Genomic DNA, 25,386 nt, shown 5'->3' on the forward strand with positions numbered 1-25,386 from the left:
GACCGGACCGGGGTGTCTTCGGGACTTGCGACACCGGGTGGTGCCGTATTGCGGGGGGCGGCGGGTGCCGGCTCGGGGCTGCCCTGGAGCAGCGAGTCCTGCCACTGCCGGTGCAGGGCGGCGTACCGGCCGCCCTGGGCGATCAGCGCCTCCGGTGCGCCGTCCTCGACCACCCGGCCGCCGTCGAGCACCAGCACCCGGTCGGCGATCTCCACAGTGGAGAGCCGGTGGGCGATGACGATCGCGGTCCGGTCGGCGAGGATGGTCCGCAGGGCCCGCTGCACCAGCCGCTCGCTCGGGATGTCCAGCGACGAGGTGGCCTCGTCCAGGATCAGCACCGCCGGGTCGGCGAGGAACGCCCGGGCGAACGCGACGAGCTGCCGCTGCCCGGCGGAGAGCCGGCCGCCGCGCCGGTGCACGTCGGTCGCGTACCCGTCGGGCAGCGCGGCGACGAAGTCGTGCGCGCCGATCGCCTCCGCCGCCGCCACCACGTCCGCGTCGTCCGCACCCGGCCGGCCGAACCGGATGTTGTCCGCCACCGAACCGGCGAAGAGGTGGTTCTCCTGGGTGACCATCACGACCGACCGGCGCAGTTCGGCGTCGGCGACGTCGCGCAGGTCGACGCCGTCCAGGGTGACAGTGCCCCGGGTCGGGTCGTAGAACCGGGCGACCAGCTTGGCCACCGTCGACTTACCGGCCCCGGTCGCGCCGACCAGCGCCACCGTCTGGCCGGCCGGGATCGACAGGGTCAGCTCCGGCAGGATCGGGGTGTCGCGGCGGTAGCCGAAGCTCACCGCCCGCAGTTCGACGGCGCCCCGGACCGGCCCGGTCGGCAGCGGCCGGGGCACGGCGGGTTCCGGTACGCCGGGCCGCTCGTCGAGTACCCCGGCGAGCTTCTCCAGCGCCGCCGTCGCCGACTGGAGAGCGTTGTAGAACTGGCTCAACTCCTGCATCGGCTCGAAGAACCGGCGCAGATAGAGCAGGAACGCGGCGAGTACCCCGATCTCGGCGTGCCCGTGCAGTACCCGCATCCCGCCGTACGCCAGCACCACCGCGATGGTCACGTTGCCGATCACCTTGATCGCCGGCGAGTAGGTGGCGATCAGCCGGAACGCCCGCAGGTTCGCCCGCCGGTGGTCGTCGTTGAGGGTGGCGAAGATCTGCTGGTTGCGCGGTTCCCGGCGGAACGCCTGCACCGCCCGGATCCCGCCGAGCGACTCGACGAAGTGGACGATCACCAGCGCGACGGTCTCCCGGGTGCGCCGGTAGGCGGACGCGGAGGCGCGGGCGAACCAGCGGGAGAGCCAGAGCAGGAACGGGAAGGCGAGCAGGGTGACCAGGGCCAGCGGCGGGTCGAGCCAGAGCAGGACGCCGGCCACCGAGACGATGGAGAGCACGGCGAGCACCAGGTCGTCGATGCCACCGTCGACCAGTTCGGCGATCGAGTCCATGTCACTCGTCAGCCGGGCCACCAGTCGCCCCGAGGTGTAGCGCTCGTGGAAGCTGACCGAGAGCCGCAGGAAGTGGTCGTACACCCGGCGGCGCAGGTCGAGCAGGATGGCCTGGCCGATCCGGGTGGAGAGGGTGAGGAAACCGCGCTTGCCGGCGTACTCGGCTCCGGCGGCCAGCCCGAACGCGGTCGCCACCGCGACAAGTGGACCCGGGTCTCCGGCCCGGAGCGGTCCGATCGCCCGGTCGATGCCGAGCATCACCAGGTACGGCCCGGCCATTCCGGCCGCGTTCTGTAGCAGCAGCAGGGCGACCGCCACCCCGATCAGCCTGCGGTGCGGCCGGATCAGCGAGCCGAGCAGCACCCGGCTGCGGTTGCGGAGCCGGGCGATGCCCTGTGCGGTGCCGGTCTCGGCGGCGGTACGGTCCGCCTCCGGGTCGGCGGCGATGCCCCGCCACCGGGCCAGCCCCGTCCCACCGTCGCCGGCCGTCACCGACTCGGCGGACTTCGCTGACTCGCCGGCCGTCACCGACTCGGCCGGTTTCACCGATTCGGCGGACCTCGCTGACTCGGCGGGTTTCAGTGGCTCGGCGGGGTTGGCGGACTGGGCCGCCGTCACGCCGTCGATCCGACGGGCCGCCGTCATGACCGGACGAGTCCCAGGTCGGCGGACTCCCCGGCGGTCTCGGCGGAGAGCACCGCCCGGTACCCGGGCACCTCGCGCAGCAGTTCGGCGTGGGTACCGACGGCGGCGATCCGCCCGTCGGCGAGCAGCGCCACCCGGTCGGCGAGGGCCACGGTCGACGGCCGGTGCACCACCACCAGCGCGGTGGTGTCCCGGAGCACCTGGGCCAGCGCCCGCTCGACCAGCGCCTCGGTGTGTACGTCAAGCGCCGACAGCGGGTCGTCGAGCACCAGTACGCCGGGTCGGCCGAGTACTGCCCGGGCCAGGGCCAGCCGCTGCCGCTGCCCGCCGGAGAGGGAGAGCCCCTGTTCGCCGATGCGGGTGTCCAGACCCCACGGCAGTTCGTACACGAAATCGGCCTGGGCCACGGCGAGCGCGGCGCGTATCTCGTCGTCACCGGCGTCGGCCCGGCCCAGGGTGAGATTCTCCCGGACGGACATGGAGAAGAGCGTCGGCTCCTCGAACGCGAAGCCGACCCGGCCGCGCAGCGAGTCGAGCCGGATGTCCCGCACGTCCCGCCCGTCCAGGGTGACCTGGCCGGCCGTGACGTCGTAGAGACGCGGTACCAGCGACAGCAGGCTGGTCTTGCCGCAGCCGGTGACCCCGACGATCGCGAGTGTCTCGCCGGGTTGGACCGCCAGGTCGACGCCGCGCAGCACCGGGGGACCCTGCGGATAGCCGAACCACACCCCGTCGAAGCGGAGCGCGCCGCCCCGACCGGCCGCCTCCGGCCCGGCCAGCGCCAGCGCCAGCGGCACCGGCGGCGGCAGCGACACCGCACCGGGCCGGTCGACGACCGTCGGTGGCGTGTCGAGTACCTCGTAGATCCGGTCCGCTGCCGTCATCGCCTCCTGGGCTGTGGCGATGATCCAGGCGAGTGACTCGATCGGCCAGATCAGCATCAGTTGCAGGCTGACGAAGGCGACGAGTTCGCCGATGCTCAGCGAACCGTCCGCGACGGCGACCGCACCGGCCACCAGCACCGCCGCCAGGGTCAGGTTGGGAATCAGGTCGAACTGTGCGGAGGTACGGGCCAGCAGCCGGCCCTTGCCGGTCGCGGTGTCGTGCAGCGTACGGCTGCCGGCCGCGAACCGTCCGGTCATCTCCGGTCGCCGGCCGAACGCCTTGACGGTGCGGATGCCCTGCGCGGACTCCTCGATGAGGGTGGCCAGGTCGCCCTGCTCGTCCTGGAGCTGTCGGGCCGCCAGCAGATAGGCCCTGGTGAACCGGCGGCTCACCAGGAACAGCGGTACCGCACCGGCCGCGACCAGCAGCCCCAGGCCCGGATGCAGTGTGATCAGCAGTGTCACCACGGCGACGTAGGTGGTGACGTTCACGACGAGGAAGAGCAGTCCGAAGGAGAGGAAGCGCCGGATCACCGACAGGTCGCTGGTGACCCGGGACAGCAGTTGCCCCGACTGCCAGCGGTCGTGGAAGCCGATGTGCAGCCGTTGCAGGTGCGCGTAGATCTCGTCGCGGATGGTGGCCTCCATCCCGACCGCCGAGGAGGCTTGGACCCACCGCCGGATGAAGATCAGTGCCGCTTCGGCGAGCCCGAGCAGCAGCGCCAACCCGCCGAGCCGGAGCAGCCCGTCGGGGTCGCGGTGCGCGATCGGGCCGTCCACCGCCCGCTGCACCACCAGCGGTACGCAGATGCTCGCCCCGGTCGCCGCGAACGCCGCGATCAGCAGCCAGACCAGTTGACCACGGTACGGGCGGACGTAGCGCCGCAGCCGCCAGAGGTTGCGGGGCAACGGATTGCGGCGCAACAGGCGAATGCCCGGCCGGCCCCGGACCGTGGGCTCGTCGTCACGATCCGGCGCCATGCCCTGACGTTAACGGTAAATCCAGCCTGCGGTTGAGTCGTGTTGTTGTCACCTGTTGGCGCCCGGCACCGGCACCGGCCAGCGGGGACCGTCGGATCGATGCTGATCCGCGATTCAGGACCGTGGACTCAGGACCGTGGACTCCGCCCGGTGGCGGTCACCCGTTGACGGGGCTGCCCTCGTGCGCGAGCAGCCAGCGCTTCACCGACAGTCCCCAGCGGAAGCCGCCGAGCCCGCCGTCGGTACGCAACACCCGGTGACACGGTACGAAGAGCGCGGCGGCGTTGCGGGCACACGCCATAGCGGCGGCCCGGACCGCGCGGGGCCGGCCGGAGAGCTCGGCGAACTCGGTGTAGGTGACCGGTTCACCCGGCTTGACCCGGCGCAGCGTCTCCCAGGCGTGGGCCAGGAACTCGCCACCGGTGTGCTGCGCGACCGGCACCGCGTCGATCGCGGTGAGGTCCCCGTCCAGATAGGCACGTACCGCCGCGCTGACCGGACCGAGTTCCGGCCGCTCCCGCACCTGCCGGCGTAACGACGGGTGCACCAGTCCGAGCAGGGTGCCGGAGTCCGTGCCGAAGCCGGCGGCGTGCACGGTTCCCTCCGGATCGGCCAGTACCGTCAGGGCACCGGCCGGCGTCTCGATCCGGCTGCTGTACATCTCGTTCATTCCGCTCTCCATAGTCTGATCACCGCGTACGAGCGCCAGGGCCGCCAGCGGCCGGCGTACGCGTCGAGGCTCTTCGGGTCGTCGGGCAGGCCGAGCGCCGCGGCGCCCCGGCGTACCCCGAGGTCGGTGGGGAGGAAGACGTCGGGGTCGCCGATCGCCCGCATCGCGACGTAGCCGGCCGTCCACGGGCCGATGCCGGGCAGCGCGGTCAGCCGGTCGACCAGCTCGGCCCGGTCTGCGCCGGGGTCCAGGTCCAGGTGGCCGGCGGCGACCGCCTCGGCCAGGGCCCGGATCGTCGCCCGCCGGCCGGCAGGCATGCCGAACGCCGAGTCCGGCAGCGCCAGCACCTCCTCGGCGGACGGAAACCCGCGCAGCCCGCCCGACCTGTCGGGCGGCAGCGGCGCGTCCGGCGTGCCGGCGCCGGCCTCGTCGGCGGTGCCGGCGGTAGCTCCGTCGGCGGTGGCGTTGGTGGCCGCGGTGCCGGCGGTGGCGCTGCCGGCCGCCGCGGTGGCCCTGCCGGCTGTGGCGGTAGCCCTGCCGGCTGCCGCGGTGGCGAGCCGGGCCAGCACGGTACGGGCACCGGCGACCGAGACCTGCTGTCCGACGATCGCCCGGACGGCCGTCTCGAAGCCGTCCACCGTACGCGGCACCCGGATGCCGGGCTCCTTCGCCACCGACTCGGCGAACGCGGGATCGGCGCCGAGCAGGGCGTCCACCGCCTCCGGGTCGGCGTCCAGGTCGAAGAGCCGGCGACAGCGGGCCACCGCCGGGGCCAGGTCGCGGAGGTCGGCGAGCCGGAGGGTGGCGGCGACGTACCCGGGCATCGGGGTCAGGGCGATCTCGGCCGGTCCGTTCGGCAGCCGCAGGCCCCGGCGGTACGACCCGGCAGCTACCTCCTCGATCCCGGGTACCGCCCGCAGGGCGAGGAAGTCCAGCAGCGCGTCGGCGTGCAGCGGTGCCCGGTACGCCAGCCGCAGCGTGATCGTCCCCGGCGTGCCGTTGCCGTCCCTGCCGTCCGGCGTGCCGTTGCCGTTCGGACCGGCCGACGTGCCGTTGTCGTTCGGGCTGGGCGGGACCGGGAACGCCGTCCGGGCGGCACCGCCGCGCGGCGGGCGGGAAGGACGGCGGGCAGCCGTACCGGTGGCGCGGTGGGCGGCGTCGCGCAGCGCGGACGGCGCGACCGCGTACACCTCGCGGATCGTGTCGTTGAACTGCCGCACGCTGCCGAAGCCGGCGGCGAAGGCGATCTCGGCCAGGCCCAGGTCGGTCGTCTCGACCAGGATCCGGGCGGTCTGCGCCCGCTGCGCCCGGGCCAGGGCGAGCGGTCCGGCACCGACCTCCGCGACCAGCATCCGGTTGAGGTGCCGCTCGGTGTAGCCGAGCCGGCTGGCCAGCCCGGGTACCCCCTCCCGGTCGACCACGCCGTCGCCGATCAGCCGCATCGCCCGGCCCACGACATCGGCCCGGACGTTCCACTCCGGGGAGCCCGGGGCGGCGTCCGGCCGGCACCGGCGACAGGCACGCAGTCCGGCCCGCTGGGCGGCGGCGGCCGACGGATAGAACCGGACGTTGTGCCGCTTCGGGGTCGTCGCCGGGCAGGACGGCCGGCAGTAGATGCCGGTGGTGGTGACGCCGGTGTAGAACCAGCCGTCGAAGCGCTGGTCCCGGCTGTCGACCGCCCGATAGCACCGTTCGAAGTCCAGTTCCATGCCTTCGATGGTGCACCGTGCCGGGCGCGCTGACTCGCGGAAATCGGACCTGGCTGTGCGTACCCGACGACCTGACCGCGCGGGGGGGCGGGCGCGGGCCTCGCCCGTCGCGGTGCCGCTCCGACGGCGTCCGTAGACTTCATCCGGGCCGGGCCGGTGACCGCACCGGGTCGCAGGAGGCTACGAGAGAGGCAGTCGCGTTCGCATGACTTCACTGACCATCGGCATCGTCGGCCTGCCCAACGTCGGCAAGAGCACGCTCTTCAACGCGCTGACCAAGAACGACGTACTCGCCGCGAACTACCCGTTCGCCACCATCGAGCCGAACGTCGGGGTGGTCGGCCTGCCGGACGAGCGGCTGACCAGGCTCGCCGAGATCCACGGCTCGCAGAAGATCATTCCTGCGCCAGTCTCCTTCGTCGACATCGCCGGCCTGGTCCGGGGCGCCTCGAAGGGGCAGGGTCGCGGCAACGCGTTCCTGGCCAACATCCGCGACGCCGCCGCGATCTGCCAGGTCGTCCGGGTCTTCTCCGACCCGAACGTCGTGCACGTCGACGGCAAGGTCTCGCCCGGCGACGACATCGAGACGATCAACACCGAGCTGATCCTGGCCGACCTCCAGACGATCGAGAAGGCGCTGCCCCGGCTGGAGAAGGAGGCGAAGGTCCGCAAGGACCGGGCCGCCGCCGTCACCGCCGCGAAGAAGGCCGCCGAGCTGCTCGACACTGGGGTCACCCTCTACGCGGGCGCGGCGGGCGCCGGGATCGAGGTCGCCGAGCTGCGCGAGCTGCACCTGCTGACCACCAAGCCCTTCCTGTACGTCTTCAACGTCGACGAGGCGGAGCTGAACAACGCCGACCTCCTCGACGAGCTGCGGCTGCTGGTCGCCCCGGCCGAGGCGATCTTCATGGACGCCAAGGTCGAGTCGGAGCTGACCGACCTGCCGCCGGACGAGGCACGGGAGCTGCTGGAGTCGATCGGGCAGTCCGAGCCCGGTCTCGACCAGCTCATCCGGGTCGGCTTCCGTACGCTGGGCCTGCAGACGTACCTGACCGCCGGGCCGAAGGAGGCCCGGGCCTGGACCGTCCCGATCGGGGCGACCGCGCCCGAGGCGGCCGGGGTGATCCACTCCGACTTCCAGCGCGGCTTCATCAAGGCCGAGATCGTCTCCTACGACGACCTGGACGCCGCCGGCTCGATGGCGGCGGCCAAGGCCGCCGGTCGGGTCCGGATCGAGGGCAAGGACTACGTCATGCAGGACGGCGACGTGGTCGAGTTCAGGTTCAACGTCTGATCCCGGTCCAACGTCTGCCGCATCGGATCGGTTCGCTCAGCGGACGGTAACACCATGGTATGGTCGATGAATGGCGCGGACGAAGAAGGTCACGATCACGCTGCCGGCAGAGCTGCTGGAGAGCATGAAGACGCACACCGACAACGTTTCCGGCTACCTCACCGAGCTGGCCGAGCGGGCCGAGCGGCGCAGACTTCTCCGGGAGGAGTTGGATCGCTACCAGGGCGAGCTCGGGGCGTTCACTGACGAGGAGATGGCCGAGGCTCGGGCGCTCCTGCACGGGACCGAGGAGACCGGGCGTGCGGCGTGAGCCTTGAGTCGCTGGTGCTCGACTCGCAGGGCTTGTCAGGGTGGATCGACCAGGATCGAAAGGTGATGCGCCTGTTGGAGCAGGCGGAGCGTGACGGGATCGATCTCGCCATGTCGGCGGCCACGATCATCGAGGTCTCCCACTCCGGCGTGGACATCGCGCGACTGGACTGGTTGCTGTCCCGGATCCGGGTGGAGGCGGTGACGAAGGAGAGTGCCCGTCGCAGTGCTGGGCTGCTGAAGGCGGCAGGGCTACATGGGCACAGGTACGCCATCGACGCCATGGTCGCCGAGGTGGCGCTACGGCTACCCGCACCGGTGGCGGTCCTGACATCCGATGTCGACGACATGGTCAAGCTGTGCGGGCGGCGGGTTCGGACCATAGCGCTGTAGGTGGGTTCTCCGAAGGTCGCGATGGTGCGTCAAGCCGTTGATCGGCGACCCAACCCGGTCGAGGGCAGGTTACGGTCTGGCTCGGTTCACGATATGTAGTGCAGGATCACGTTGTGTACGTGGTGACTCTTCTGGTCGCCCCGGAACTCCACCTCGTAGGTGTGGGTGCCGACGTTTATCGCGATGGCGCCGGTGGAGAAGAACGACCCGCCCCAGGACTTGTTGCTGACCACGCTGACGCTCGTGATCTTCGAGTACGGGATGCTGGTGATCGCGAACTTCTTGCCGATGAACGACTTGTCCTGGATGATCACGCGCCGGTCGGTGAGCCCGATGAACCCGGTACCGGTGCCGACGGCGTCGTAGACGGCGATGACCCGTTCCCCGTCGAGGAGGCCGCTCTCGATCTGCTTGAGCTGTTCGCGACGGTCATAGCTGACGTTGGTCATGATCCGAGGGTAGGAGGGGCGTGCCATTGTGGCATCGCCCCGTCGGCCGACCTGCCGTCCGGACCACGGTCAGTTCGGAGCGGTCACCGCACGGTAGACGTCCTCGATGCGGGCGGCGAGTGTGACCTCACCCTCGGTGATCTCGCTGTCGTCGAGGGGTCCGATCTTGATCTGGGTGTGCCCGTCCAGCCGGCGGATCTGCGGACGGAGGTGCAGCGCGTCCGCGACGATCTTTATCCGCTCGGTGAGCGCCGCGTGTTGGGTGTCGTCGAGGATGAGAGTTCTTTTGATCTGCTGGCCCTCGCGGGTCCAGTCGCCCAGTAGGGTGAGTGCGTCGCTCAGGTAGTCGCGGTCCACCCGGCCACCCCAGAGAGCACGCATCGCCAAACCTCCCAGGCGTCGTTGCCGGCTTGTGGCCAAATCGTCGCCATCCCGTGTCTCGGTCGGTGCTCCCTAGTCTGTCGCTGGCCGGCTGGTGTGTCCACGTCCACCCTTCCGTCTTCTGTTGACCGGTGGGCCCGGCGCAGCTACCCGAATTCCCGATTGATCTGGCACGCTGGACGCCCGTGCGGACCGATTGGACGAACGGTAACGACCGTGATGGGCATACCGAGGTGCACGCCGAGGGACATACCGGGCATGACCGCCGGGAGCCGAAGATCGTGGTGGGGGCCGCCATCGTGCTCGCCGGCCGGGTACTCGCCTGCGCGCGATCTCACCCGCCCGAGGTGGCCGGTCGCTGGGAGTTTCCGGGCGGGAAGGTCGAGCCGGGCGAGTCCGAGGTCGCCGCACTGGTCCGGGAGTGTGCCGAGGAACTGGGCGTACGCGTCGAGATCGGCGACCGGGTCGGTCGGGACGTCCGGATGGGCCACGGTCGTTCGGTGCTCCGGGTCTATCTGGCCGAACTCGTCGATGGCGACGAGCCGCAGCCCCTGGAGCACTCCGAACTGCGCTGGCTGCGCCCGGAGGAGCTGGGCAGCGTGCCATGGCTGCCGGCGGACGTACCGATCGTGGCGGCGCTGCGCCCGCTGCTGGGCGACGCCGCCTGACCAGACCGGCCGTGCCGTGGGCCGGGACCGCCGCGTGGCGACCCCGGCCCAGGACGCGGCACGGGTCCGGTCAGTCCTTCGCTGGCGGCTGCTCCGGGTGGCTGTAGTTGAGCCCCTCGGCCGGCAGCGGGAAGGTCACGTCGTCGCCGAACGGCGAGGGCGCGGCAGCCTTCTCGAAGGTGAACTCGCTGATCGCCAGCCGGCCCCGCGAGTCCAGCGGCGGCGCGGTCGGGTGCGGGACCTGCCGGCCCCAGTGCACGCCGCGTTCCACGTCGGTGTCCGGGTCGTGCGCCCCACCGGGCCTGTGCGCCGTGCCGAGCTGGTCGGGGTCGCGCGGGGGTTGGGCCTGCGCGGCCTCGTCCTGCTTGCCACGGCGGAAGATCTTGCTACCGAGCCACACAACTGGATCGTACCGTCGGTCGACGACGCGTTCCTTCATTGGGATGATCGCGTTGTCAGTGATCTTGATGTGCTCGGGGCAGACCTCGGTGCAGCACTTGGTGATGTTGCAGTAGCCGAGCCCCTGCGACGCCTGGGCGTACTCCTTGCGGTCCGTCTTGGCGTCCAGCGGGTGCATGTCCAGCTCGGCGGCGCGGATGAAGTAGCGCGGCCCGGAGAAGGCGACCTTGTTCTCCTCGTGGTCCCGGACCACGTGGCAGGTGTTCTGGCACAGGAAGCACTCGATGCACTTCCGGAACTCCTGCGACCGCTCGACGTCGACCTGCTGCATCCGGTAGTCACCCGGCGCCAGGTCGGCCGGCGGCGCGAACGCCGGGGTCTCCCGGGCCTTCTCGTAGTTGTACGAGACGTCGGTGACCAGGTCCCGGATGACCGGGAAGGTCCGCAGCGGGGTGATGGTGACCGTCTCGTTCTCCTCGAAGGTCGACATCCGGGTCATGCAGCCCAGCCGGGGCATGCCGTTGATCTCCATCGAGCAGGAGCCGCACTTGCCCGCCTTGCAGTTCCACCGGCAGGCCAGGTCCGGCGCCTCGGTCGCCTGCAACCGGTGGATGACGTCGAGGACCACCTCGCCCTCGTTCACCTCCACCTGGTAGTCGGTCAGCTCGCCGCCCGACTCGTCGCCGCGCCAGACCTTGAAGTGGCGGGTGGGACCGGCCTTGCCGGCGCCGCCCGGCGCGTTCTGTGTCGCCATTACTTGGCCGCCTCCTCAGCGTGCGCCTCTGCGGTGAGGCCGTCGAAGTCCGCCAGTTCCTCTTCGGTCAGGTACTTGGCCAGCTCGCTGCGGTCGAAGAGCTGGATCAGCTCGGCCCGCATCTTCGGCAGCGGCTTGTGCTCCAGGCGTACCTTGTCGCCGTCGAGCGAGCAGACCAGGTTGACCGTGCGCCACTGCGGCGCCATCGTCGGGAAGTCCTCCCGGGTGTGCCCACCCCGGGACTCCTCGCGCTCCAGCGCCGCCCGGGCGGTGCACTCCGAGACCACGAGCATGTTGCGCAGGTCGAGCGCCAGGTGCCAGCCGGGGTTGTAGCGGCGACCGCCGGCCACCGCCACCCGGGTCACCCGGTCGCGCAGGTCGGCCAGCTTGACCAGCGACTCCTCCAGCTCACCCTTGCGCCGGATGATGCCGACCAGGTCGCCCATCACCGCCTGGAGGTCCTGCTGCAACGTGTACGGGTTCTCCCCGCCCTCGCGCTCCAGCGGGGCCAGCGCCCGGTCCACCGCGGCCTCGACGTCCGACGCCGACACCTTCGGGCGGGCGGGCAGTCGTCCGGCGTACGCCGAGGCGTGCTCGCCGGCCCGCTTGCCGAAGACCAGCAGGTCCGACAGCGAGTTGCCGCCGAGCCGGTTGGAGCCGTGCATGCCGCCGGAGACCTCACCCGCGGCGAAGAGCCCCTGCACGTGCCCGGCCGCCGCGCCGCTGTCCGGGTCGACCTCGACGCCACCCATCACGTAGTGGCAGGTCGGGCCGACCTCCATCGGCTCGGCGGTGATGTCGACGTCGGCCAGCTCCTTGAACTGGTGGTACATCGAGGGCAGCCGCCGGCGTACCTCCTCGGCCGGCAGCCGGCTGGCGATGTCCAGGTAGACGCCGCCGGCCGGCGTACCCCGACCGGCCTTGACCTCGGCGTTGATCGCCCGGGCGACCTCGTCCCGGGGCAGCAGCTCCGGCGGGCGCCGGTTGTTGTCCGGGTCGGTGTACCAGCGGTCCGCCTCCTCCTCGGTCTCCGCGTACTGCTTGCGGAAGACGTCGGGGACGTAGTCGAACATGAACCGCTTGCCGTCAGAGTTCTTCAGCACCCCGCCGTCGCCCCGGACCGACTCGGTGACCAGGATGCCCTTCACCGAGGGCGGCCAGACCATGCCGGTCGGGTGGAACTGGAGGAACTCCATGTTGATCAGCGTGGCGCCGGCCCGCAGTGCCAGCGCGTGCCCGTCACCGGTGTACTCCCAGGAGTTCGAGGTGACCTTGTAGGACCGGCCGACGCCGCCGGTGGCCAGCACCACGGCCGGGGCCTCGAAGAGGACGAACTCGCCGGACTCGCGGTAGTAGCCGAACGCACCGGCGATCCTGTCCCCGTCGAGCAGCAGCTCGGTGATGGTGGTCTCGGCGAAGACCTTGATCCGGGCGTCGTAGTCGCCGTGTTCCCTCTTGTCCTCCTGCTGCAACGAGACGATCTTCTGTTGCAGGGTGCGGATCATCTCCAGGCCGGTCCGGTCGCCGACGTGTGCCAGCCGCGGGTACTCGTGGCCGCCGAAGTTGCGCTGCGAGATCTTCCCGTCCTTGGTGCGGTCGAAGAGCGCACCGTACGTCTCCAGCTCCCAGATCCGCTGCGGCGACTCCTTCGCGTGCAGCTCGGCCATCCGGAAGTTGTTCAGGAACTTGCCGCCCCGCATGGTGTCCCGGAAGTGCACCTGCCAGTTGTCCCGGCTGTTCACGTTCCCCATCGCGGCGGCGGCACCGCCCTCGGCCATCACGGTGTGGGCCTTGCCGAACAGCGACTTCGAGATGATCGCGGTCCGCTTCCCGGCGAGCCGGGCCTCGATCGCCGCGCGGAGGCCGGCGCCACCGGCACCGATGACGACGACGTCGTAGTGGTGTCGTTCGATTCGGGTAGTCATGTCAGAGGCCCTTTAGTTGATGAACCGCAGGTCGTCGAACCAGTCGGCGGAGAGCGCCATGACGTAGAAGTCGGTGAGCGCCAGGGTGCCCAGGGTGATCCAGGCGAGCTGCATGTGCCGGACGTTCAGCTTGGAGACGAAGGTCCAGAAGCGGTACCGCACCGGGTGCTTGGAGAAGTGCTTCAACCGGCCGCCCGCGATGTGCCGACAGGAGTGGCAGGAGATCGTGTACGCCCAGAGCATCACCACGTTGCCGAGCAGGATCAGGTTGCCCAGGCCGAAACCGAAGCCCTCGGGGCTGCGGAAGGCGAGGATCGCGTCCCAGCTGTTGATCAACGAGATGATCACGGCGGCGTAGAAGGTGTAGCGGTGCAGGTTCTGCCCGAGCAGCGGGAAGCGGGTCTCACCGGTGTAGGTCTTGTGCCCGTCCGGCACGGCGCAGGCCGGCGGCGAGAGCCAGAACGACCGGTAGTACGCCTTGCGGTAGTAGTAGCAGGTGAGCCGGAACAGCAGCAGGAACGGCAGGGTCAGCGCGGCGTCCGGAATGATCCACCAGCCGGGCAGTACCCGCCCGAAGTGCGCCGCCTCGGGGATGCAGCGCTCGGTCACACACGGCGAGTAGAACGGGGTCAGGTAGTGGAACTCCTCGACCCAGTAGTAGTCGTGCATGAACACCCGCACCGTCGCGTACGTGACCCAGGCGCCGAGCCCGATCACCGTGATCAGTGGCGCGAACCACCAGCGGTCGGTACGCAGGGTTTTTGCCGCGATGGCCGCGCGCTGCCGCACGCTTCCCGGCAGTCCGGCCGGAGGTGGGGCCGTCCTCGTAGTCATCTATGTCTCCCTGACGGGGCCCGGTCGCTCTGACGGGCACGGATGGTGTTCCGGCGGGGCGCGCGGGGGCAGGGGAGGACCCGCAGCCGCGCTACCTGCGTCCGCGTCGGTGCACACGTTACGCCGCACGTTGACAGGCACATGCGCAAGGGAGTCTCGCGGGTTTCCTACCGATTACGAAAGTCCCGCTCCCGGATCCGGGCACGGTTGTGCAGAACTTCACTCGATGCGACAGGTAGTCGACCCCGGTGAGCGGTCACCGGGGTCGGCGTACCGGAGGTGGAACGCGAGGGGTTACAGGTCAGGCGCGGCGAGTCTGCGGGCGGCGGCGGCGCACTCCTCGGGACCGCGCTGCAACCTGTCCAGCACCGGTCGGCCCGCCGGGTCGCGCGGCGCGATGAAGAACGCCGGATCGCCGTTGGTCACCTGCCGGTCGAGCGCGTCCGCGTAGCTGGCCCGGGCGTCGACCAGCCGCTGCCAGGACTCGCCGCGACCGCCCCGGTCGTCGTCGTCCGCGTCGTCGTCGCGGTCGCCCCACCAGCCGCGTAGTCGTTCGATCTCGGAGAGGAAGGGCCGCACCGCCGCGTTCTCGTCCCGGATCGCCGCCGCCCGTGCGCCCGGGCTCGCGGTGGCACCGGGCGGAGTCAACCGGTTGAGCCGCTTCTCCAGATCGCGGCAGGCGCTGTCGCCCCGGGCCTGCACCGTCCGTGCGTGGTCGGACTCCCGGGCGAACCGGCCCAGCCCGGCAGCGAACGCACCGAGGCAGCCGCAGACCAGCAGTACCACGACCGCCGCGCCGGCGATCGCGGCGATGGTCAGCCGGCGGCGCCGCCGGGCGGCGGGGTCGGGCTGACGTCGCTGGCCGGCCGGTCCGTCGGAGCCGGCCGGCTTTCCCTCGGGTACGTCGCCGGCCCGGTCCGGGGCGCCGGAACCGTGCCGGGAGCCGGGTCCCGGGTCGTCGGCGGCGGGGGTGGTCGCGTCGTCCGTCACGCCACCCAGTGAAGCACCGTGACGCGATCCGGGCATCCCCACGCGTCCCCGGGATCTCGGCGACCGGTCGGCAGCGGGGAGTCCGGTCCGTCGGTCCGCTTCGTGCGGGGAGTCGGTCCGGTCCGGTTCGCGTGGGGCGTCAGCCGGAGGCGCCGCCGGTGAAGTTCCACGAGGCCAGCCGGAGCGCCGATGCCGACCACCACGCGTTGCTGAAGGTCTGCGACTGCAACGCCGGGTGCCGGCCGATCCCGAGTACGGCGCCGGGGGCGAGCGCCTGCGGATAGGACTGGGTGAACCGGAAGTTCTGTACGGCGGCGGCCACCTCACCGTCCTCGATCAGCCACACACCGTTGCGGGTGAGTCCGGTGACGACCAGACTCTTCGGGTCGAGGATCCGGGTGTACCAGAAGTCGCTGACCAGCAGCCCGCGCCGGACCTGGCCGACCAGCGCGGCGGTGTCCGTGTCGACGACCGGCCCGGAGACCTCGCCCGCCCCGGAGACCTCGCCGGGCGCGGTCGAACCGCCGCTCGGCGGCGTGGCCGGGGCGAGCCCGAGGTGCAGCGGTACCGCCCCGAACGACGCGCCGCCCGGCACCGCGTGCCCGGTCGAGGCGGTACCGGCCTCGGCGGCGGTCCGCCGGTCGTGCGTGACCGACCGGGTGACCCCGTGCTCGACAAGTGCGATGGCGCTCCGGCGGGTGCCCTCGGCGTCGAACGGCAGTCCGGGACCGGACAGCGGGTCGTCCAGCAGCGTGACCGACGGGTCGAACTGTTCCTCGCCCGGCACGGCGAACGAGCGCTGCTCGTTGTACGCCTTGCCGTTGAAGCCGTACGTCGAGAGGTTCTGCAGCAGGTCGGCGACGGCGGTCGGCTCCAGCACCACCTCGTACCGCCCCGGGGGGAGTTCGACGGGGGCGACTCCGGCCCGCGCCTTCACCGACGCCCGTGCCCCGAGCACCCCGCCGTGCAGGTCGGCGAGGCGGAACGAGCCGAGTCGGGCCACCCCGTCGGCGCCACCGCACCTGGCGATCCCGTCCATCGCCGCCTCGGTACTCCGGCCGGTCACCGAGTGCCCGGCCGTGTTGGCGAACGCCACCTCCCGCCACCCGGTACGGCAGTAGCCGGCCGCCTCCAGCCCACCGGCGGTCTCGACGAACTCGCGTACCCGCTCGGCCCGCTGCTCCGGCCCGGCCCCGGCGGTGGCCTCGTCCCAGTTGCCCCCGTCCGCCACGGCGCCCGGTGGGGTCAGCCCCGGCCAGCCCGGGTCGGGCGGGCAGTGCCGGACCGCCGCGACCGTACGCTCGACCAGGGCACGCACCCCCTCGGCGCTGACCACAGTGGACGAGCCGGTGGCGGTACGCCCGTCGAGGTGCAGCCGCAGCCGCACCGTCGTGGCGACGTCGGCCAGGTTCTGGTGGATGAAGGAGTTCGCGTACCGGGTCAGCGCCATTTCGGCCTGTTCGGTGACGACCTCGGCCTCGGCGCCCGGCCCGGCGACCTGCCGGACGAGTTCGACGACCCGGCCGGCGAGGTCGAGTGGGGATGTCATCGCTGCCTCCAAGGCCTCGAACCGGGGTGCTCCGCTGGACTGCTCACCCGCGTACTCCGACCCGGACGTCGCGGAACCGGGCGGGGGCGGCCGGGTGGCCGGTGTGACCGATCTGCCCGGGCTGCCCCTTGCCGCAGTTCGGGGTACCCCAGGCGACGGTCTCCGAGGAGAGCATGTCCATGGACCGCCAGAACTGCGGGCCGATCCCGGTGTAGGTCGGGTTGCGCAGCATCCGGCCCCGCCGGCCGTTCTTGATCTCCCAGCCGATCTCGCAGCCGAACTGGAAGTTGAGCCGCTTGTCGTCGATCGACCAGGAGCGGTTCAGGTCCATCAGCACACCGTCGTCGGTGGCCGCGATGATCTCGTCGAGGGTGTGCGGGCCGGGTTCCAGCCCGACGTTCGTCATCCGGACCATCGGCAGCCGGGCCCAGCCGTCGGAGCGGACGCTGCCGGCGTAGTCGAGGCCGGCGACCGCCGCCGAGTCCCGGCCGGCGAGGGTACCCACCCAGCGCCCCTCCCGGACCGCGTCGCGCCTGGCCGCCGGGGTCCCCTCGTCGTCGAAGCCGAAGCTGCCGAGCGCGCCGGGGATGGTCGGGTCGATCGTGACGTTCATCAGTTCGGAGCCGTACCGCAGCACGCCCAACTGGTCGAGGTCCAGCCAGGACGTACCGGCGAAGGCGGCCTCCCAGCCGAGAATCCGGTCGAGTTCGATTGCGTGCCCGACCGACTCGTGTATCTGCAACGCCATCTGCTCGCTGCCGAGGATCAGGGTGGTCTCACCGGCCGGGCAGAGCGGTGCGGTGACGAGTTCCCGGGCCTCCTCGGCGATCCGGGCGGCGTGCGCGGTCAGGTCGAGCGAGTTGACCAGCTCCCAGCCCTGGGTGCCGTACTGGCCCCGGTAGCTGGGGTAGGAGCGGCGCTGCGTCTCGCCGTCGCCGATCACCGTCGCCGAGATCCCCGCCCCGGACTCCCGGATGTGCTGGTCGATCCGGTGCCCCTCGCTGGAGACGAACCACTTGCGGGTGTCCCAGATCTGGTAGAGCCCCTCGGCCAGGTCGGCGCCGTGTTCCCGGGACGTGCCGGTGGCCCGGACCAGCAGGTCACCCTTGTCCGACAGCGGCACCGAGAGCGGGTCGACGGCGCACGGCGAACTCCACGACCCGGTGCTGGCCACCGCCGGCAGCAGGCCGCTGCCGGGACCGGCGACCCGGCCACTCGCCGCGGCGATCCGCGCGGCCCGCTCACCCGCCGCCCGGGCCGCCGACTCCGCGAGATCGGGTACGGCGTAGAAGCCCCATCCCGAGCCGACGAGTGCGCGTACCCCGATCCCGGCGTTCTCGTCCTGGGTGACGGACTCGATCTCGCCGTTGCGGGCGGACATCGACTCGTACCTGCGGTGCATCACCCGCGCGTCCGCGTACCGGGCCCCGGCGTCGAGGGCGGCCTGTACCGCCGCCGTCGCCACGTCGAACTCGGCCATCGGCATCTCCTCGCCTGGTTCACCCGTTCCGTGATCCGGCCGGAGCCGAACCCGATCATGGATGACCTTAGGCGAGGAGGTGGGTTCAGCGCCCGGGGAGAAGGTCCTCCGGTCGGATTTCCGCCACGACCGGCTCGGTGAGCCGCAGGACATCGCCGGGCTTGGCAACCGCGTGCTCGACGTAGTGGGAGCCGTCGAGACGGTGCAGCCGCAGCGTGCCGGTGTCCTGTTCGGCCAGGAGGTACCAGGGGATCCGGGCAGCGGCGTAGTAGTGCATCTTGAGCACCTTGTCGGTGGCGGCGTTGCTCGGGGAGATGATCTCGCATACCAGCCGGACCGCCGCACCGTCGACGACCGGCTCGTCGAAGTCGATCTCGTCGGTGACCACCAGGTCGGGAATCGGAATCCGGCCCGACCGCAGCCGTACGTTCACCGCCTCCAGCACGTGTAGTCCGGCTGTTCCCGCGCCGGTCTCCAGCGCGTTGCCCAGACGACGCGAGATGTGCTGGTGGCGGGGGGTGGGGGCAGGTGTCACGTGGAGGCTCCCGTCGAAGAGTTCGACGCGATCCCGGGTCTCGCCGAGCGCGAGGTATTCCGTTTCGGTCCACGGCCCGCCGTGCTCGAACACCGCTGCGGTCATGGTCACCTCCGGTCCGTCGTCGTGATCTCGGTGGTTCGCCTCCGTTACGTCACCAGTCTCTCACTCGACCTCGTCGAGACGGGTCAGCAGTTCCGTGGCCGCTTCGCGGGTCCTTCGGTCCGGCGCTTCGGTCAACCGCACATAGGTGTCATATCCAGCAAGGATTGCGTTCTGTGTCCGCTCGTGCATGTCTGCGTTACCGTGTTCGACCTCGGTGTGAAACGGTTCCGTGGTCAGGTCGGCCAGCAAGAGCAACGACTCGCGCACTATCGTCGGACGATCCGCTGAACACAGACCTATCAGGAACGGCACCGCATATTCGGCGCTCTGGACAATGCAGCCGGAATGCCCATGGATGATGAGTTGACGTAACCTGTCGGCCCATTTGCCCGGGAGTCCGTCGACCCCCTCGGCGAGACGCCGCAACTGCATCGGCACTTCCAGCGAGTTGTCCAGATGACTCGACCGCAGGTGAGCCCAGTCGATGAGGTCGAGGCCGACCAGCGCATCCGTCACCGGGTTGAGCCTAGCGCGGACATGGTCATAGCCGGTCACCGACGGAGGTGAGTGCTCCACCGGATGGTCTCCATCAACCCTCGGGCGCAAGGTTCGGGCTGGCGCCGGATCGCGGACCTGGTCCAGGGGGCATCGACGGCGGCGGGGTCGACAGGGGAGGGCCAGAGCTATTTGAATAGGGCGATGCGCCGATCCTCCGGTCGAGGCTGTCCGGCGGACCGCGAAGATCGGCACCTGTAGGTTATTTTCACCCTCTTGTCTCTGCTGTAGGTTACCTTCACGCTCCCTCGGGGGCGGAGCAGGAAGGGGAGGGGCGCCGGTGGAAACGCCAGAATCGGCAGCGTCGTCCGGGACCCCGGCAACCGAGGCGTACCTGCGGGTGCGGGATCTGCGGGTGCGGTTCCGTACCGAGGACGGGGTGGTGCGGGCCGTCGACGGGCTCTCGTTCGCCGTACCGCGCGGGCGCACCCTGGGCATCGTTGGAGAGTCCGGCTCGGGCAAGAGCGTGACCAGCCTCGCCATCCTCGGCCTGCACGACCCGAGGCGTACGGAGATCAGTGGCGAGATCCTGGTCGGTGGGCGGAACATCGTCGGGCTGCCCGACGCCGAGTGCCGCAAACTGCGCGGCCGGGACGTGGCGATGGTCTTCCAGGATCCGCTTTCGGCACTGCACCCGTACTATCCGGTCGGTCGACAGATCGCCGAGGCGTACCGGGTGCACCATCCGGAGGCGGGCCGCCGGGCTGCCCGCCGACGTGCGGTCGAGATGCTGGGCCGGGTCGGCATCCCGCAGCCGGAGCGCCGGGTCGACGACTACCCGCACGAGTTCTCCGGCGGGATGCGCCAACGCGTGATGATCGCCATGGCACTGGTCAACGATCCCGACCTGCTGGTCGCCGACGAGCCGACCACCGCGCTGGACGTCACCGTGCAGGCGCAGATCCTCGACCTCCTCGCCGACCTGCAATCGGAGTTCAACTCGGCGATCGTGCTGATCACCCACGATCTCGGGGTGGTCAGCCAGGTCGCCGACGACGTACTCGTGATGTACGCCGGCCGGGCCGTCGAGCACGGCAGTGTCGAGCAGGTGCTGCGCCGGCCGCAGCATCCGTACACCTGGGGGTTGCTCTCCAGCGTGCCGTCGTTGCACGGCGACGCGGACGCGGACCTGGTGCCGATCCCGGGCAACCCGCCGAGCCTGATCCACCGGCCGGCCGGCTGCGCCTTCCACCCGCGCTGCCGCTACGCCGACCGGACCGGCGGCCTGGCGTCGGCCGAGGTCCCCGAACTGCTGCCGGTGACCGAGGCCGGGCACCTGGTCGCCTGCCACCTGCCCGAGGCCGACCGGCAGCGCTACTACGCCGACGAGATCGCCCAGGTGGGGGTGGCACCGTGAGTGCGAGGAGTGAGCCGCTGCTGTCGGTGACCGGGCTGACCAAGCACTTTCCGGTGCGTTCCGGCTTTCGCCGCAGCGGCCTGGTGCGCGCGGTCGACGGGCTGGACTTCGAGGTACGGGCGGGGGAGACCCTCGGCCTGGTCGGCGAGTCGGGCTGTGGCAAGACGACCACCGGCCGGCTGCTGGTCAGGTTGCTGGAGCCGACCGCCGGCCGGATCGTCTTCGAGGGGCGGGACATCACGCGCGCCTCCCGGGGCGAGCTGCGGCCGCTCCGCCAGGACCTCCAGATCATTTTCCAGGACCCGTACGCCTCGTTGAACCCCCGGCACACCGTCGGACGGATCGTGGCGATGCCGTTGCAGGTCAACGGGATCGACCCGCCGGGCGGGGTGAAGCAGCGGGTACGCGAACTGCTGGAACTCGTCGGACTGAACCCCGAGCACTACAACCGCTATCCGCACGAGTTCTCCGGTGGCCAGCGGCAGCGGATCGGGATCGCCCGGGCGCTCGCCCTGCGGCCGAAACTCGTCGTCGCCGACGAGCCGGTCTCGGCGCTGGACGTCTCGATCCAGGCGCAGGTGGTCAACCTCCTCCGCGACCTGCAACGGGAGCTGGATCTCGCCTTCGTCTTCATCGCACACGATCTTGCCGTGGTCCGGCACTTCTGCCAGCGGATCGCGGTGATGTACCTCGGGAAAATCGTCGAGACCGGGGACCGGGTGGAGATCTACCAACGGCCACGGCATCCGTACACCCGGGCGCTGCTCTCCGCCGTACCGGACGTGACGAGGTTGGGGCCGGCGGGGCGGATCCGGCTGACCGGGGACGTACCGACGCCGCTGGACCCGCCGTCCGGCTGCCGGTTCCGGACCCGGTGCTGGAAGGCCCAGGAGATCTGCGCGACCGAGGAGCCGGCCCTCACCCGACACTCGGCCGGGGACGGCGCGGTGGCCTGCCACTTCCCGGAGGAGGGTGATCTCCCGTGAGCGCGAGGCAGAGCCGGGTTAGCGAGTCCCGCGGCGCGAACGAAGGCGGGCACGATGAGTGAACAGCAGATCGCGGCGCAGGCCGGGGCGGTGGCGGCCGAGGTCGGCCCGGTGCCGCCGGCGCCGGACGAGGTACCCGGGGGCACGCCGGCCGGCGGGGGCGCGGCGAAGCCGGCGGTGTCGACCGAGATCGTCGGCCGGTCGCCGGGGCAGCTCGCCTGGCGGCGGTTGCGCCGGGACAGGGTCGCCCTGGTCAGCGGTGCCGTGCTGGTCTTCTTCGTGCTGCTGGCGGCGGCCGCACCGCTGGTGGCCCGGCTCTATGGCAAGGGTCCGCAGGAGCGGTTTCCGGAACGGCTGGACCGCAACGGCTTCCCGCTCGGCTACGCGGGAGTCTCCGGCGAGCACTGGTTCGGCATCCAGCCCGGCATCGGCCGGGACATCTTCATCCAGGTCGTCTACGGGCTCCGTACCTCGTTGATGATCGCCTTCACCGCCGCCGTGCTGACCATCGCGCTCGGCGTGGTGATCGGCATCCTGGCCGGGTACGTCGGCGGCTGGGTCGACGCCGTGATCACCTGGGTCATCGACCTTGCGCTGGCCTTCCCGTTCTACATCTTCTGCTTCGCGTTCGTGCCGCTCGCGGTGAACCAGTTCTACGGGCCGCGCGACGAGGTGGCGTCCTGGTTCAGACCGGCGCTGCTGGTCCTGATCTTCGTACTCTTCAACTGGACGATCTCGGCCCGGCTGGTCCGGGGACAGGTGCTCTCGCTGCGCGAGCGGGAGTTCGTGGAGGCGGCTCGCGCCTCCGGGGCCGGGCTGGGGCACATCCTGTTCCGGCAGCTCCTGCCGAACCTCTGGGCGCCGATCCTGGTGACCTTCTCGCTTAACGTGCCGGCCCTGATCACCGCCGAGGCGGCACTGTCCTTTCTCGGCATCGGCGTGCTGGAACCGACTCCCGACCTGGGCCGGTTGATCAACGACAGCGTGCGCTACATCCGGGACGTACCGAGCTTCACCATCGTGGGCGGGACCACGCTGTTCCTGCTGGTGCTGGCGTTCAACCTCTTCGGCGACGCGCTGCGCGACGCGCTCGACCCGAAGTCGAGCAGGTAGGGGGTAGGCGTGCTGCGGTTCGTGGTCAAGAAGATCCTGCTGGCGCTGAGTACCCTGCTCGCGGTCAGCGTGATCACCTTCGGGATGTTCTTCGCGGTGCCGAACAACCCGGCCGAGCTGATGTGCGGGGACAGCAAGAACGTCTGCAGCCCGGAGCGGATCGAGATGATCGAACGCCGGATGGGGCTGGACCAGCCGATTCCGGTGCAGTACGGCCAGTTCATGCGGGGCATCTTCGTCGGCCGTACCATCGGCTCGGGCGAGACCGCCCGGGACTGTCCCGCCCCCTGCCTCGGCTTCTCGTTCCGCAACGACGAGCCGGTGACCGGGATCGTCGGGCGTACCCTGCCGGTGACCCTGAGCATCGTCTTCGGCGCGGCCGTGGTCTGGCTGCTGCTCGGCATCTCGATCGGGATGGTCTCGGCGCTGCGCCGGGGGACCGCCTTCGACCGGTTCGCGGTCGGCACCTCGCTGGTCGGCGCCTCCATGCCGATCCTGCTCTTCGGACCGCTGCTGCTGATCACCCTGGTCTACGAGACCGGGATTCTGAGCTATCCGCGCTACACCCCGCTGACCGAGAATCCGGTGGCCTGGGCGTCGGCGATGCTGCTGCCCTGGTTCGCGCTCGGCTTCCTCAACTCCGCGATCTACGCCCGACTCGCCCGGGCGCAGATGCTGGAGACCCTCTCCGAGGACTTCGTCCGGACCGCGCGGGCCAAGGGCCTGGCAAAGATCACCGTGTACGGCCGGCACGCGCTGCGCGCGGCGATCACCCCGATCATCACCATCGCCGGCCTGGACCTCGGCGCCTACCTCGGCGGCACGGTGATCACCGAGACGGTCTTCGGGTTCACCGGGCTCGGCAAGACGGCGCTGAACGCGGCGCTCAACCTGGACATGCCGATCGTGATGGCGACGGTGCTGCTCGCCGCCGTCTTCGTGATCGCCGCCAACGTCCTGGTCGACCTGCTCTACGCCGTTGTCGACCCCCGGGTGCGACTCGGATGAGCGTCCGGTGGCGACGCGGCGCGGGTGGGTGCCCAACCGTTGTCCCATCGTTACTGCTATGAAACTTACCTTCAAGTCTGATTGAGTGAATATTTCCTTCAACAGATCGACACCGATCGGACCTGTGGGAACGAGACTCCGACCTGCGGGAACGAGACCAGGAGGAATTCCTATGCGACCCAGGCTCGCGGTGGCCGCGACGAGCGCCGCGCTCGTACTCGCGACCAGTGCACTGGCCGCCTGTTCGGAGAACACCGGGGAGAACGGTGACTCCGACGACGGTGGCGGCAAGCAGTTCACCAGCTCGATCGCGACCGACCCGAAGGACTCCCAGGGGCCGGCGGCCGAGGTGCCCGGGGCAAAGCCCGGCGGCACGCTGAAGCTGTACAAGGAGGAGGACTTCGAGCACCTCGACCCGCAGCGGACCTACACCTTCGTCGGCATGTCGATCCAGCAGATGTTCACCCGGACGCTCACCGTCTTCCGGGAGGACGGCAAGGGGAACGTGCTGCTCGTCGGCGACCTCGCCACCGACCCGGGCAAGGACGTCAACTCCGACTGCAAGACCTGGGAGTACACCCTCAAGGAGGGGGTGAAGTTCGAGGACGGTACGCCGATCAAGGCCGCCGACGTGGCGTACGGGATCGCCCGCTCCTTCGAGGAGAGCATCGACGGCGGCCCGACGTACGTCCAGGAGTGGCTGGCCGACAACCCGACGTACAACGCCAACTACAAGGGGCCGTACACCTCGGGCGTCGACGACGTACCCGGGCTGGTCGTGCGCGGTGACCGTACGCTGATCTTCAACTTCGCCAAGCCGCACTGCGACCTGCCGTTCGCGCTCTCGCTGCCGACCTCGGTACCGGTGCCGAAGGCCAAGGACACCCGGACCGAGTACGACCGCCGGGTCGTCTCCTCCGGGCCGTACAAGATCAAGGAGTACGTCAAGGACACCCGGTTCGTGCTGGAGCGCAACCCGAACTGGGACCCGAAGACCGACCCGCTGCGGCATGCCTACCCGGACACCATCGAGGTCGAGATCGGGCCCGACGACACCGCCGCCACCGAGCGGGCGCTCGCCGGCCAGGGCGCGGACCAGGGCGGCGTGGCCTGGGAAGAGGTCCCGCAGGCGCTGGTCAACACGGTGCTCGGCGACACCTCGCTCGGCGACCGGGTGCTGCGCAAGACCTCCCCGTCGGTCTGGTACCTGAGCATCAACAACGAGCGGATCAAGGACGTCAAGGTACGGCAGGCCATCGCGTACGCGATCGACAAGCAGGGCCTGCTCGCCACCCAGGGCGGTGACGCCGCGGGCAAGCTGGCCCACACCCTGCTGGCCGACACCACCATCGGCCAGGCCAACTACCCCAACCCGTACGACGGTGGGCCGACCGGTAACCCGGAGAAGGCCAAGGAGCTGCTCGGCGGGCAGAAGCCGAAGCTGGTCTTCATGTCCCGGACCAACGCCTTCGGCCAGCAGACCGCGCCGATCGTGGAGCAGAGCCTGGAGAAGGCGGGCTTCGACGTGACAGTGCAGTACGTCGAGGACCACAACCCGACCGCCCGGACCCGGGGCAACCCGTACGACATCTACCTGTCGAACTGGGCGGCGGACTGGCCGAGTGCGGTCTCGACGATCCCGGTGCTCTGGGACGGCCGCAAGCTCGGGCCGAAGGGCAACTCCAACGTGTCGTACTTCAACGCCGACGACGTGAACGCCGAGATCGACCGGGTGAGCAACCTACCGGCCGGCGAGGCGGGCCCGGAGTGGGCCAAGATCGACCAGATGATCATGGAGAAGTACGTCCCGGTCGTGCCGATCTACCAGGACAACACCTTCATGGTGAGCGGCGCCAAGGTCGGTGGCCTGATCATCTCCGAGCAGTTCGGCACCCCGGTCTTCTACAACGCACACCTCAAGCAGTAGCGGTGTAAGGAAGGGCCCCTTCTTATCGCTTTTTG

20 protein-coding genes and 3 pseudogenes are annotated in these 25,386 nt (G+C 70.5%); 9 read left to right on the top strand and 14 right to left on the bottom strand.

Annotation, left to right across the window (positions count from 1 at the left end; all coding sequences use genetic code 11):
* Positions 1–89 precede the first annotated feature (89 nt).
* The 4 genes and pseudogenes from CLT71_RS27515 to CLT71_RS27530 form a co-directional block, all read right to left on the bottom strand.
* Positions 90–2,096, bottom strand: a pseudogene (locus tag CLT71_RS27515) (ABC transporter ATP-binding protein); the annotation flags it as partial.
* The gene (locus tag CLT71_RS27520; protein ID WP_101369669.1) at positions 2,093–3,961 is read right to left on the bottom strand and encodes an ABC transporter ATP-binding protein; all 1,869 of its coding nucleotides are present in this window, start codon (positions 3,959–3,961) and stop codon (positions 2,093–2,095) included. The pseudogene CLT71_RS27515 and the gene CLT71_RS27520, both read right to left, overlap by 4 nt.
* Positions 3,962–4,118: 157 nt before the next feature.
* Positions 4,119–4,631 (bottom strand): methylated-DNA--[protein]-cysteine S-methyltransferase, encoded by a 513-nt coding sequence (locus tag CLT71_RS27525; RefSeq protein WP_101369670.1) that lies wholly within the window; start codon positions 4,629–4,631, stop codon positions 4,119–4,121.
* 559 nt (positions 4,632–5,190) lie between these two features.
* Positions 5,191–6,340: pseudogene (locus CLT71_RS27530) on the bottom strand (bifunctional transcriptional activator/DNA repair enzyme AdaA); the annotation flags it as partial.
* Positions 6,341–6,545: 205 nt separating this feature from the next.
* Between CLT71_RS27530 and ychF the strand changes: the two are divergent.
* From ychF to CLT71_RS27545, 3 genes are all read left to right on the top strand, one after another.
* Positions 6,546–7,634, top strand: a complete 1,089-nt coding sequence (ychF, locus tag CLT71_RS27535) for a redox-regulated ATPase YchF (RefSeq protein WP_101369672.1) — start codon at positions 6,546–6,548, stop codon at positions 7,632–7,634.
* A 70-nt stretch (positions 7,635–7,704) separates the two neighbouring features.
* Entirely contained in the window at positions 7,705–7,944 is a 240-nt protein-coding gene (locus tag CLT71_RS27540) for a hypothetical protein (protein ID WP_101369673.1), read from the top strand.
* Positions 7,941–8,336, top strand: coding sequence for a PIN domain-containing protein (locus CLT71_RS27545; RefSeq protein WP_101369674.1), 396 nt, complete (start codon positions 7,941–7,943; stop codon positions 8,334–8,336). The genes CLT71_RS27540 and CLT71_RS27545 overlap by 4 nt, the downstream gene beginning before the upstream one ends.
* A gap of 86 nt (positions 8,337–8,422) precedes the next feature.
* Here the strand turns inward: CLT71_RS27545 and CLT71_RS27550 are convergent, their stop codons facing one another.
* Both CLT71_RS27550 and CLT71_RS27555 read right to left on the bottom strand, forming a co-directional pair.
* Positions 8,423–8,785 carry a PH domain-containing protein gene (locus tag CLT71_RS27550; RefSeq protein WP_101369675.1) on the bottom strand — a complete coding sequence of 121 codons (363 nt, stop codon included), beginning with the start codon at positions 8,783–8,785 and terminating at the stop codon, positions 8,423–8,425.
* A gap of 69 nt (positions 8,786–8,854) precedes the next feature.
* Positions 8,855–9,166: a 4a-hydroxytetrahydrobiopterin dehydratase gene (locus CLT71_RS27555; protein ID WP_101369676.1), complete on the bottom strand. Its 312-nt coding sequence runs from the start codon at positions 9,164–9,166 to the stop codon at positions 8,855–8,857.
* Between the two features lie 278 nt (positions 9,167–9,444).
* Here CLT71_RS27555 and CLT71_RS27560 point away from each other — a divergent pair, with 278 nt between their 5' ends.
* The gene (locus CLT71_RS27560; RefSeq protein ID WP_101371834.1) at positions 9,445–9,834 is read left to right on the top strand and encodes a (deoxy)nucleoside triphosphate pyrophosphohydrolase; all 390 of its coding nucleotides are present in this window, start codon (positions 9,445–9,447) and stop codon (positions 9,832–9,834) included.
* 367 nt (positions 9,835–10,201) lie between these two features.
* Here the strand turns inward: CLT71_RS27560 and CLT71_RS27565 are convergent.
* From CLT71_RS27565 to CLT71_RS27600, 8 genes and pseudogenes are all read right to left on the bottom strand, one after another.
* Positions 10,202–10,987 (bottom strand): annotated as a pseudogene (locus CLT71_RS27565) (succinate dehydrogenase/fumarate reductase iron-sulfur subunit); the annotation flags it as partial.
* On the bottom strand, positions 10,987–12,912 hold the full coding sequence (locus CLT71_RS27570) for a fumarate reductase/succinate dehydrogenase flavoprotein subunit (RefSeq protein WP_101369678.1): 1,926 nt from the start codon (positions 12,910–12,912) through the stop codon (positions 10,987–10,989). The pseudogene CLT71_RS27565 and the gene CLT71_RS27570, both read right to left, overlap by 1 nt.
* A gap of 12 nt (positions 12,913–12,924) precedes the next feature.
* Positions 12,925–13,746 carry a hypothetical protein gene (locus CLT71_RS27575; protein ID WP_101369679.1) on the bottom strand — a complete coding sequence of 274 codons (822 nt, stop codon included), beginning with the start codon at positions 13,744–13,746 and terminating at the stop codon, positions 12,925–12,927.
* 294 nt (positions 13,747–14,040) lie between these two features.
* The gene (locus CLT71_RS27580; RefSeq protein ID WP_101369680.1) at positions 14,041–14,736 is read right to left on the bottom strand and encodes a hypothetical protein; all 696 of its coding nucleotides are present in this window, start codon (positions 14,734–14,736) and stop codon (positions 14,041–14,043) included.
* A gap of 139 nt (positions 14,737–14,875) precedes the next feature.
* Entirely contained in the window at positions 14,876–16,285 is a 1,410-nt protein-coding gene (locus CLT71_RS27585) for a metallopeptidase TldD-related protein (RefSeq protein ID WP_101369681.1), read from the bottom strand.
* Positions 16,286–16,328: 43 nt separating this feature from the next.
* Entirely contained in the window at positions 16,329–17,765 is a 1,437-nt protein-coding gene (locus CLT71_RS27590) for a TldD/PmbA family protein (protein WP_101371835.1), read from the bottom strand.
* An 85-nt stretch (positions 17,766–17,850) separates the two neighbouring features.
* Positions 17,851–18,405: a Uma2 family endonuclease gene (locus tag CLT71_RS27595; RefSeq protein ID WP_101369682.1), complete on the bottom strand. Its 555-nt coding sequence runs from the start codon at positions 18,403–18,405 to the stop codon at positions 17,851–17,853.
* A 60-nt stretch (positions 18,406–18,465) separates the two neighbouring features.
* Positions 18,466–18,960, bottom strand: coding sequence for a hypothetical protein (locus CLT71_RS27600; protein ID WP_101369683.1), 495 nt, complete (start codon positions 18,958–18,960; stop codon positions 18,466–18,468).
* A 280-nt stretch (positions 18,961–19,240) separates the two neighbouring features.
* Here CLT71_RS27600 and CLT71_RS27605 point away from each other — a divergent pair, with 280 nt between their 5' ends.
* The 5 genes from CLT71_RS27605 (at position 19,241) to CLT71_RS27625 (ending at position 25,351) form a co-directional block, all read left to right on the top strand.
* Complete coding sequence (locus tag CLT71_RS27605; RefSeq protein WP_101369684.1) at positions 19,241–20,317, top strand: ABC transporter ATP-binding protein; 1,077 nt, start codon at positions 19,241–19,243, stop codon at positions 20,315–20,317.
* A complete protein-coding gene (locus CLT71_RS27610; protein ID WP_101369685.1) occupies positions 20,314–21,303 on the top strand; it encodes a dipeptide ABC transporter ATP-binding protein in 990 nt (329 codons plus the stop codon). Before CLT71_RS27605 ends, CLT71_RS27610 begins: the two co-directional genes overlap by 4 nt.
* Positions 21,304–21,357: 54 nt before the next feature.
* A complete protein-coding gene (locus CLT71_RS27615) occupies positions 21,358–22,416 on the top strand; it encodes an ABC transporter permease (protein ID WP_101369686.1) in 1,059 nt (352 codons plus the stop codon).
* Between the two features lie 9 nt (positions 22,417–22,425).
* Complete coding sequence (locus CLT71_RS27620) at positions 22,426–23,424, top strand: ABC transporter permease (protein WP_101369687.1); 999 nt, start codon at positions 22,426–22,428, stop codon at positions 23,422–23,424.
* Positions 23,425–23,596: 172 nt separating this feature from the next.
* Positions 23,597–25,351 carry an ABC transporter substrate-binding protein gene (locus CLT71_RS27625; protein ID WP_101369688.1) on the top strand — a complete coding sequence of 585 codons (1,755 nt, stop codon included), beginning with the start codon at positions 23,597–23,599 and terminating at the stop codon, positions 25,349–25,351.
* The last annotated feature ends 35 nt before the right edge of the window (positions 25,352–25,386 follow it).

It is taken from the genome of Plantactinospora sp. CNZ320 (assembly GCF_002846275.1).

Excerpts from the sequence above, each read along its gene's own strand:
- CLT71_RS27570 (WP_101369678.1), bottom strand. The coding sequence starts at position 12,912 with ATGACTACCCGAATCGAACGACACCACTACGACGTCGTCGTCATCGGT.
- CLT71_RS27555 (WP_101369676.1), bottom strand. The coding sequence starts at position 9,166 with ATGCGTGCTCTCTGGGGTGGCCGGGTGGACCGCGACTACCTGAGCGAC.
- CLT71_RS27595 (WP_101369682.1), bottom strand. The coding sequence starts at position 18,405 with ATGACCGCAGCGGTGTTCGAGCACGGCGGGCCGTGGACCGAAACGGAA.
- CLT71_RS27590 (WP_101371835.1), bottom strand. The coding sequence starts at position 17,765 with ATGGCCGAGTTCGACGTGGCGACGGCGGCGGTACAGGCCGCCCTCGAC.
- CLT71_RS27525 (WP_101369670.1), bottom strand. The coding sequence starts at position 4,631 with ATGAACGAGATGTACAGCAGCCGGATCGAGACGCCGGCCGGTGCCCTG.
- CLT71_RS27625 (WP_101369688.1), top strand. The coding sequence starts at position 23,597 with ATGCGACCCAGGCTCGCGGTGGCCGCGACGAGCGCCGCGCTCGTACTC.
- CLT71_RS27550 (WP_101369675.1), bottom strand. The coding sequence starts at position 8,785 with ATGACCAACGTCAGCTATGACCGTCGCGAACAGCTCAAGCAGATCGAG.
- ychF (WP_101369672.1), top strand. The coding sequence starts at position 6,546 with ATGACTTCACTGACCATCGGCATCGTCGGCCTGCCCAACGTCGGCAAG.
- CLT71_RS27540 (WP_101369673.1), top strand. The coding sequence starts at position 7,705 with ATGGCGCGGACGAAGAAGGTCACGATCACGCTGCCGGCAGAGCTGCTG.
- CLT71_RS27615 (WP_101369686.1), top strand. The coding sequence starts at position 21,358 with ATGAGTGAACAGCAGATCGCGGCGCAGGCCGGGGCGGTGGCGGCCGAG.
- CLT71_RS27585 (WP_101369681.1), bottom strand. The coding sequence starts at position 16,285 with ATGACATCCCCACTCGACCTCGCCGGCCGGGTCGTCGAACTCGTCCGG.
- CLT71_RS27575 (WP_101369679.1), bottom strand. The coding sequence starts at position 13,746 with ATGACTACGAGGACGGCCCCACCTCCGGCCGGACTGCCGGGAAGCGTG.
- CLT71_RS27520 (WP_101369669.1), bottom strand. The coding sequence starts at position 3,961 with ATGGCGCCGGATCGTGACGACGAGCCCACGGTCCGGGGCCGGCCGGGC.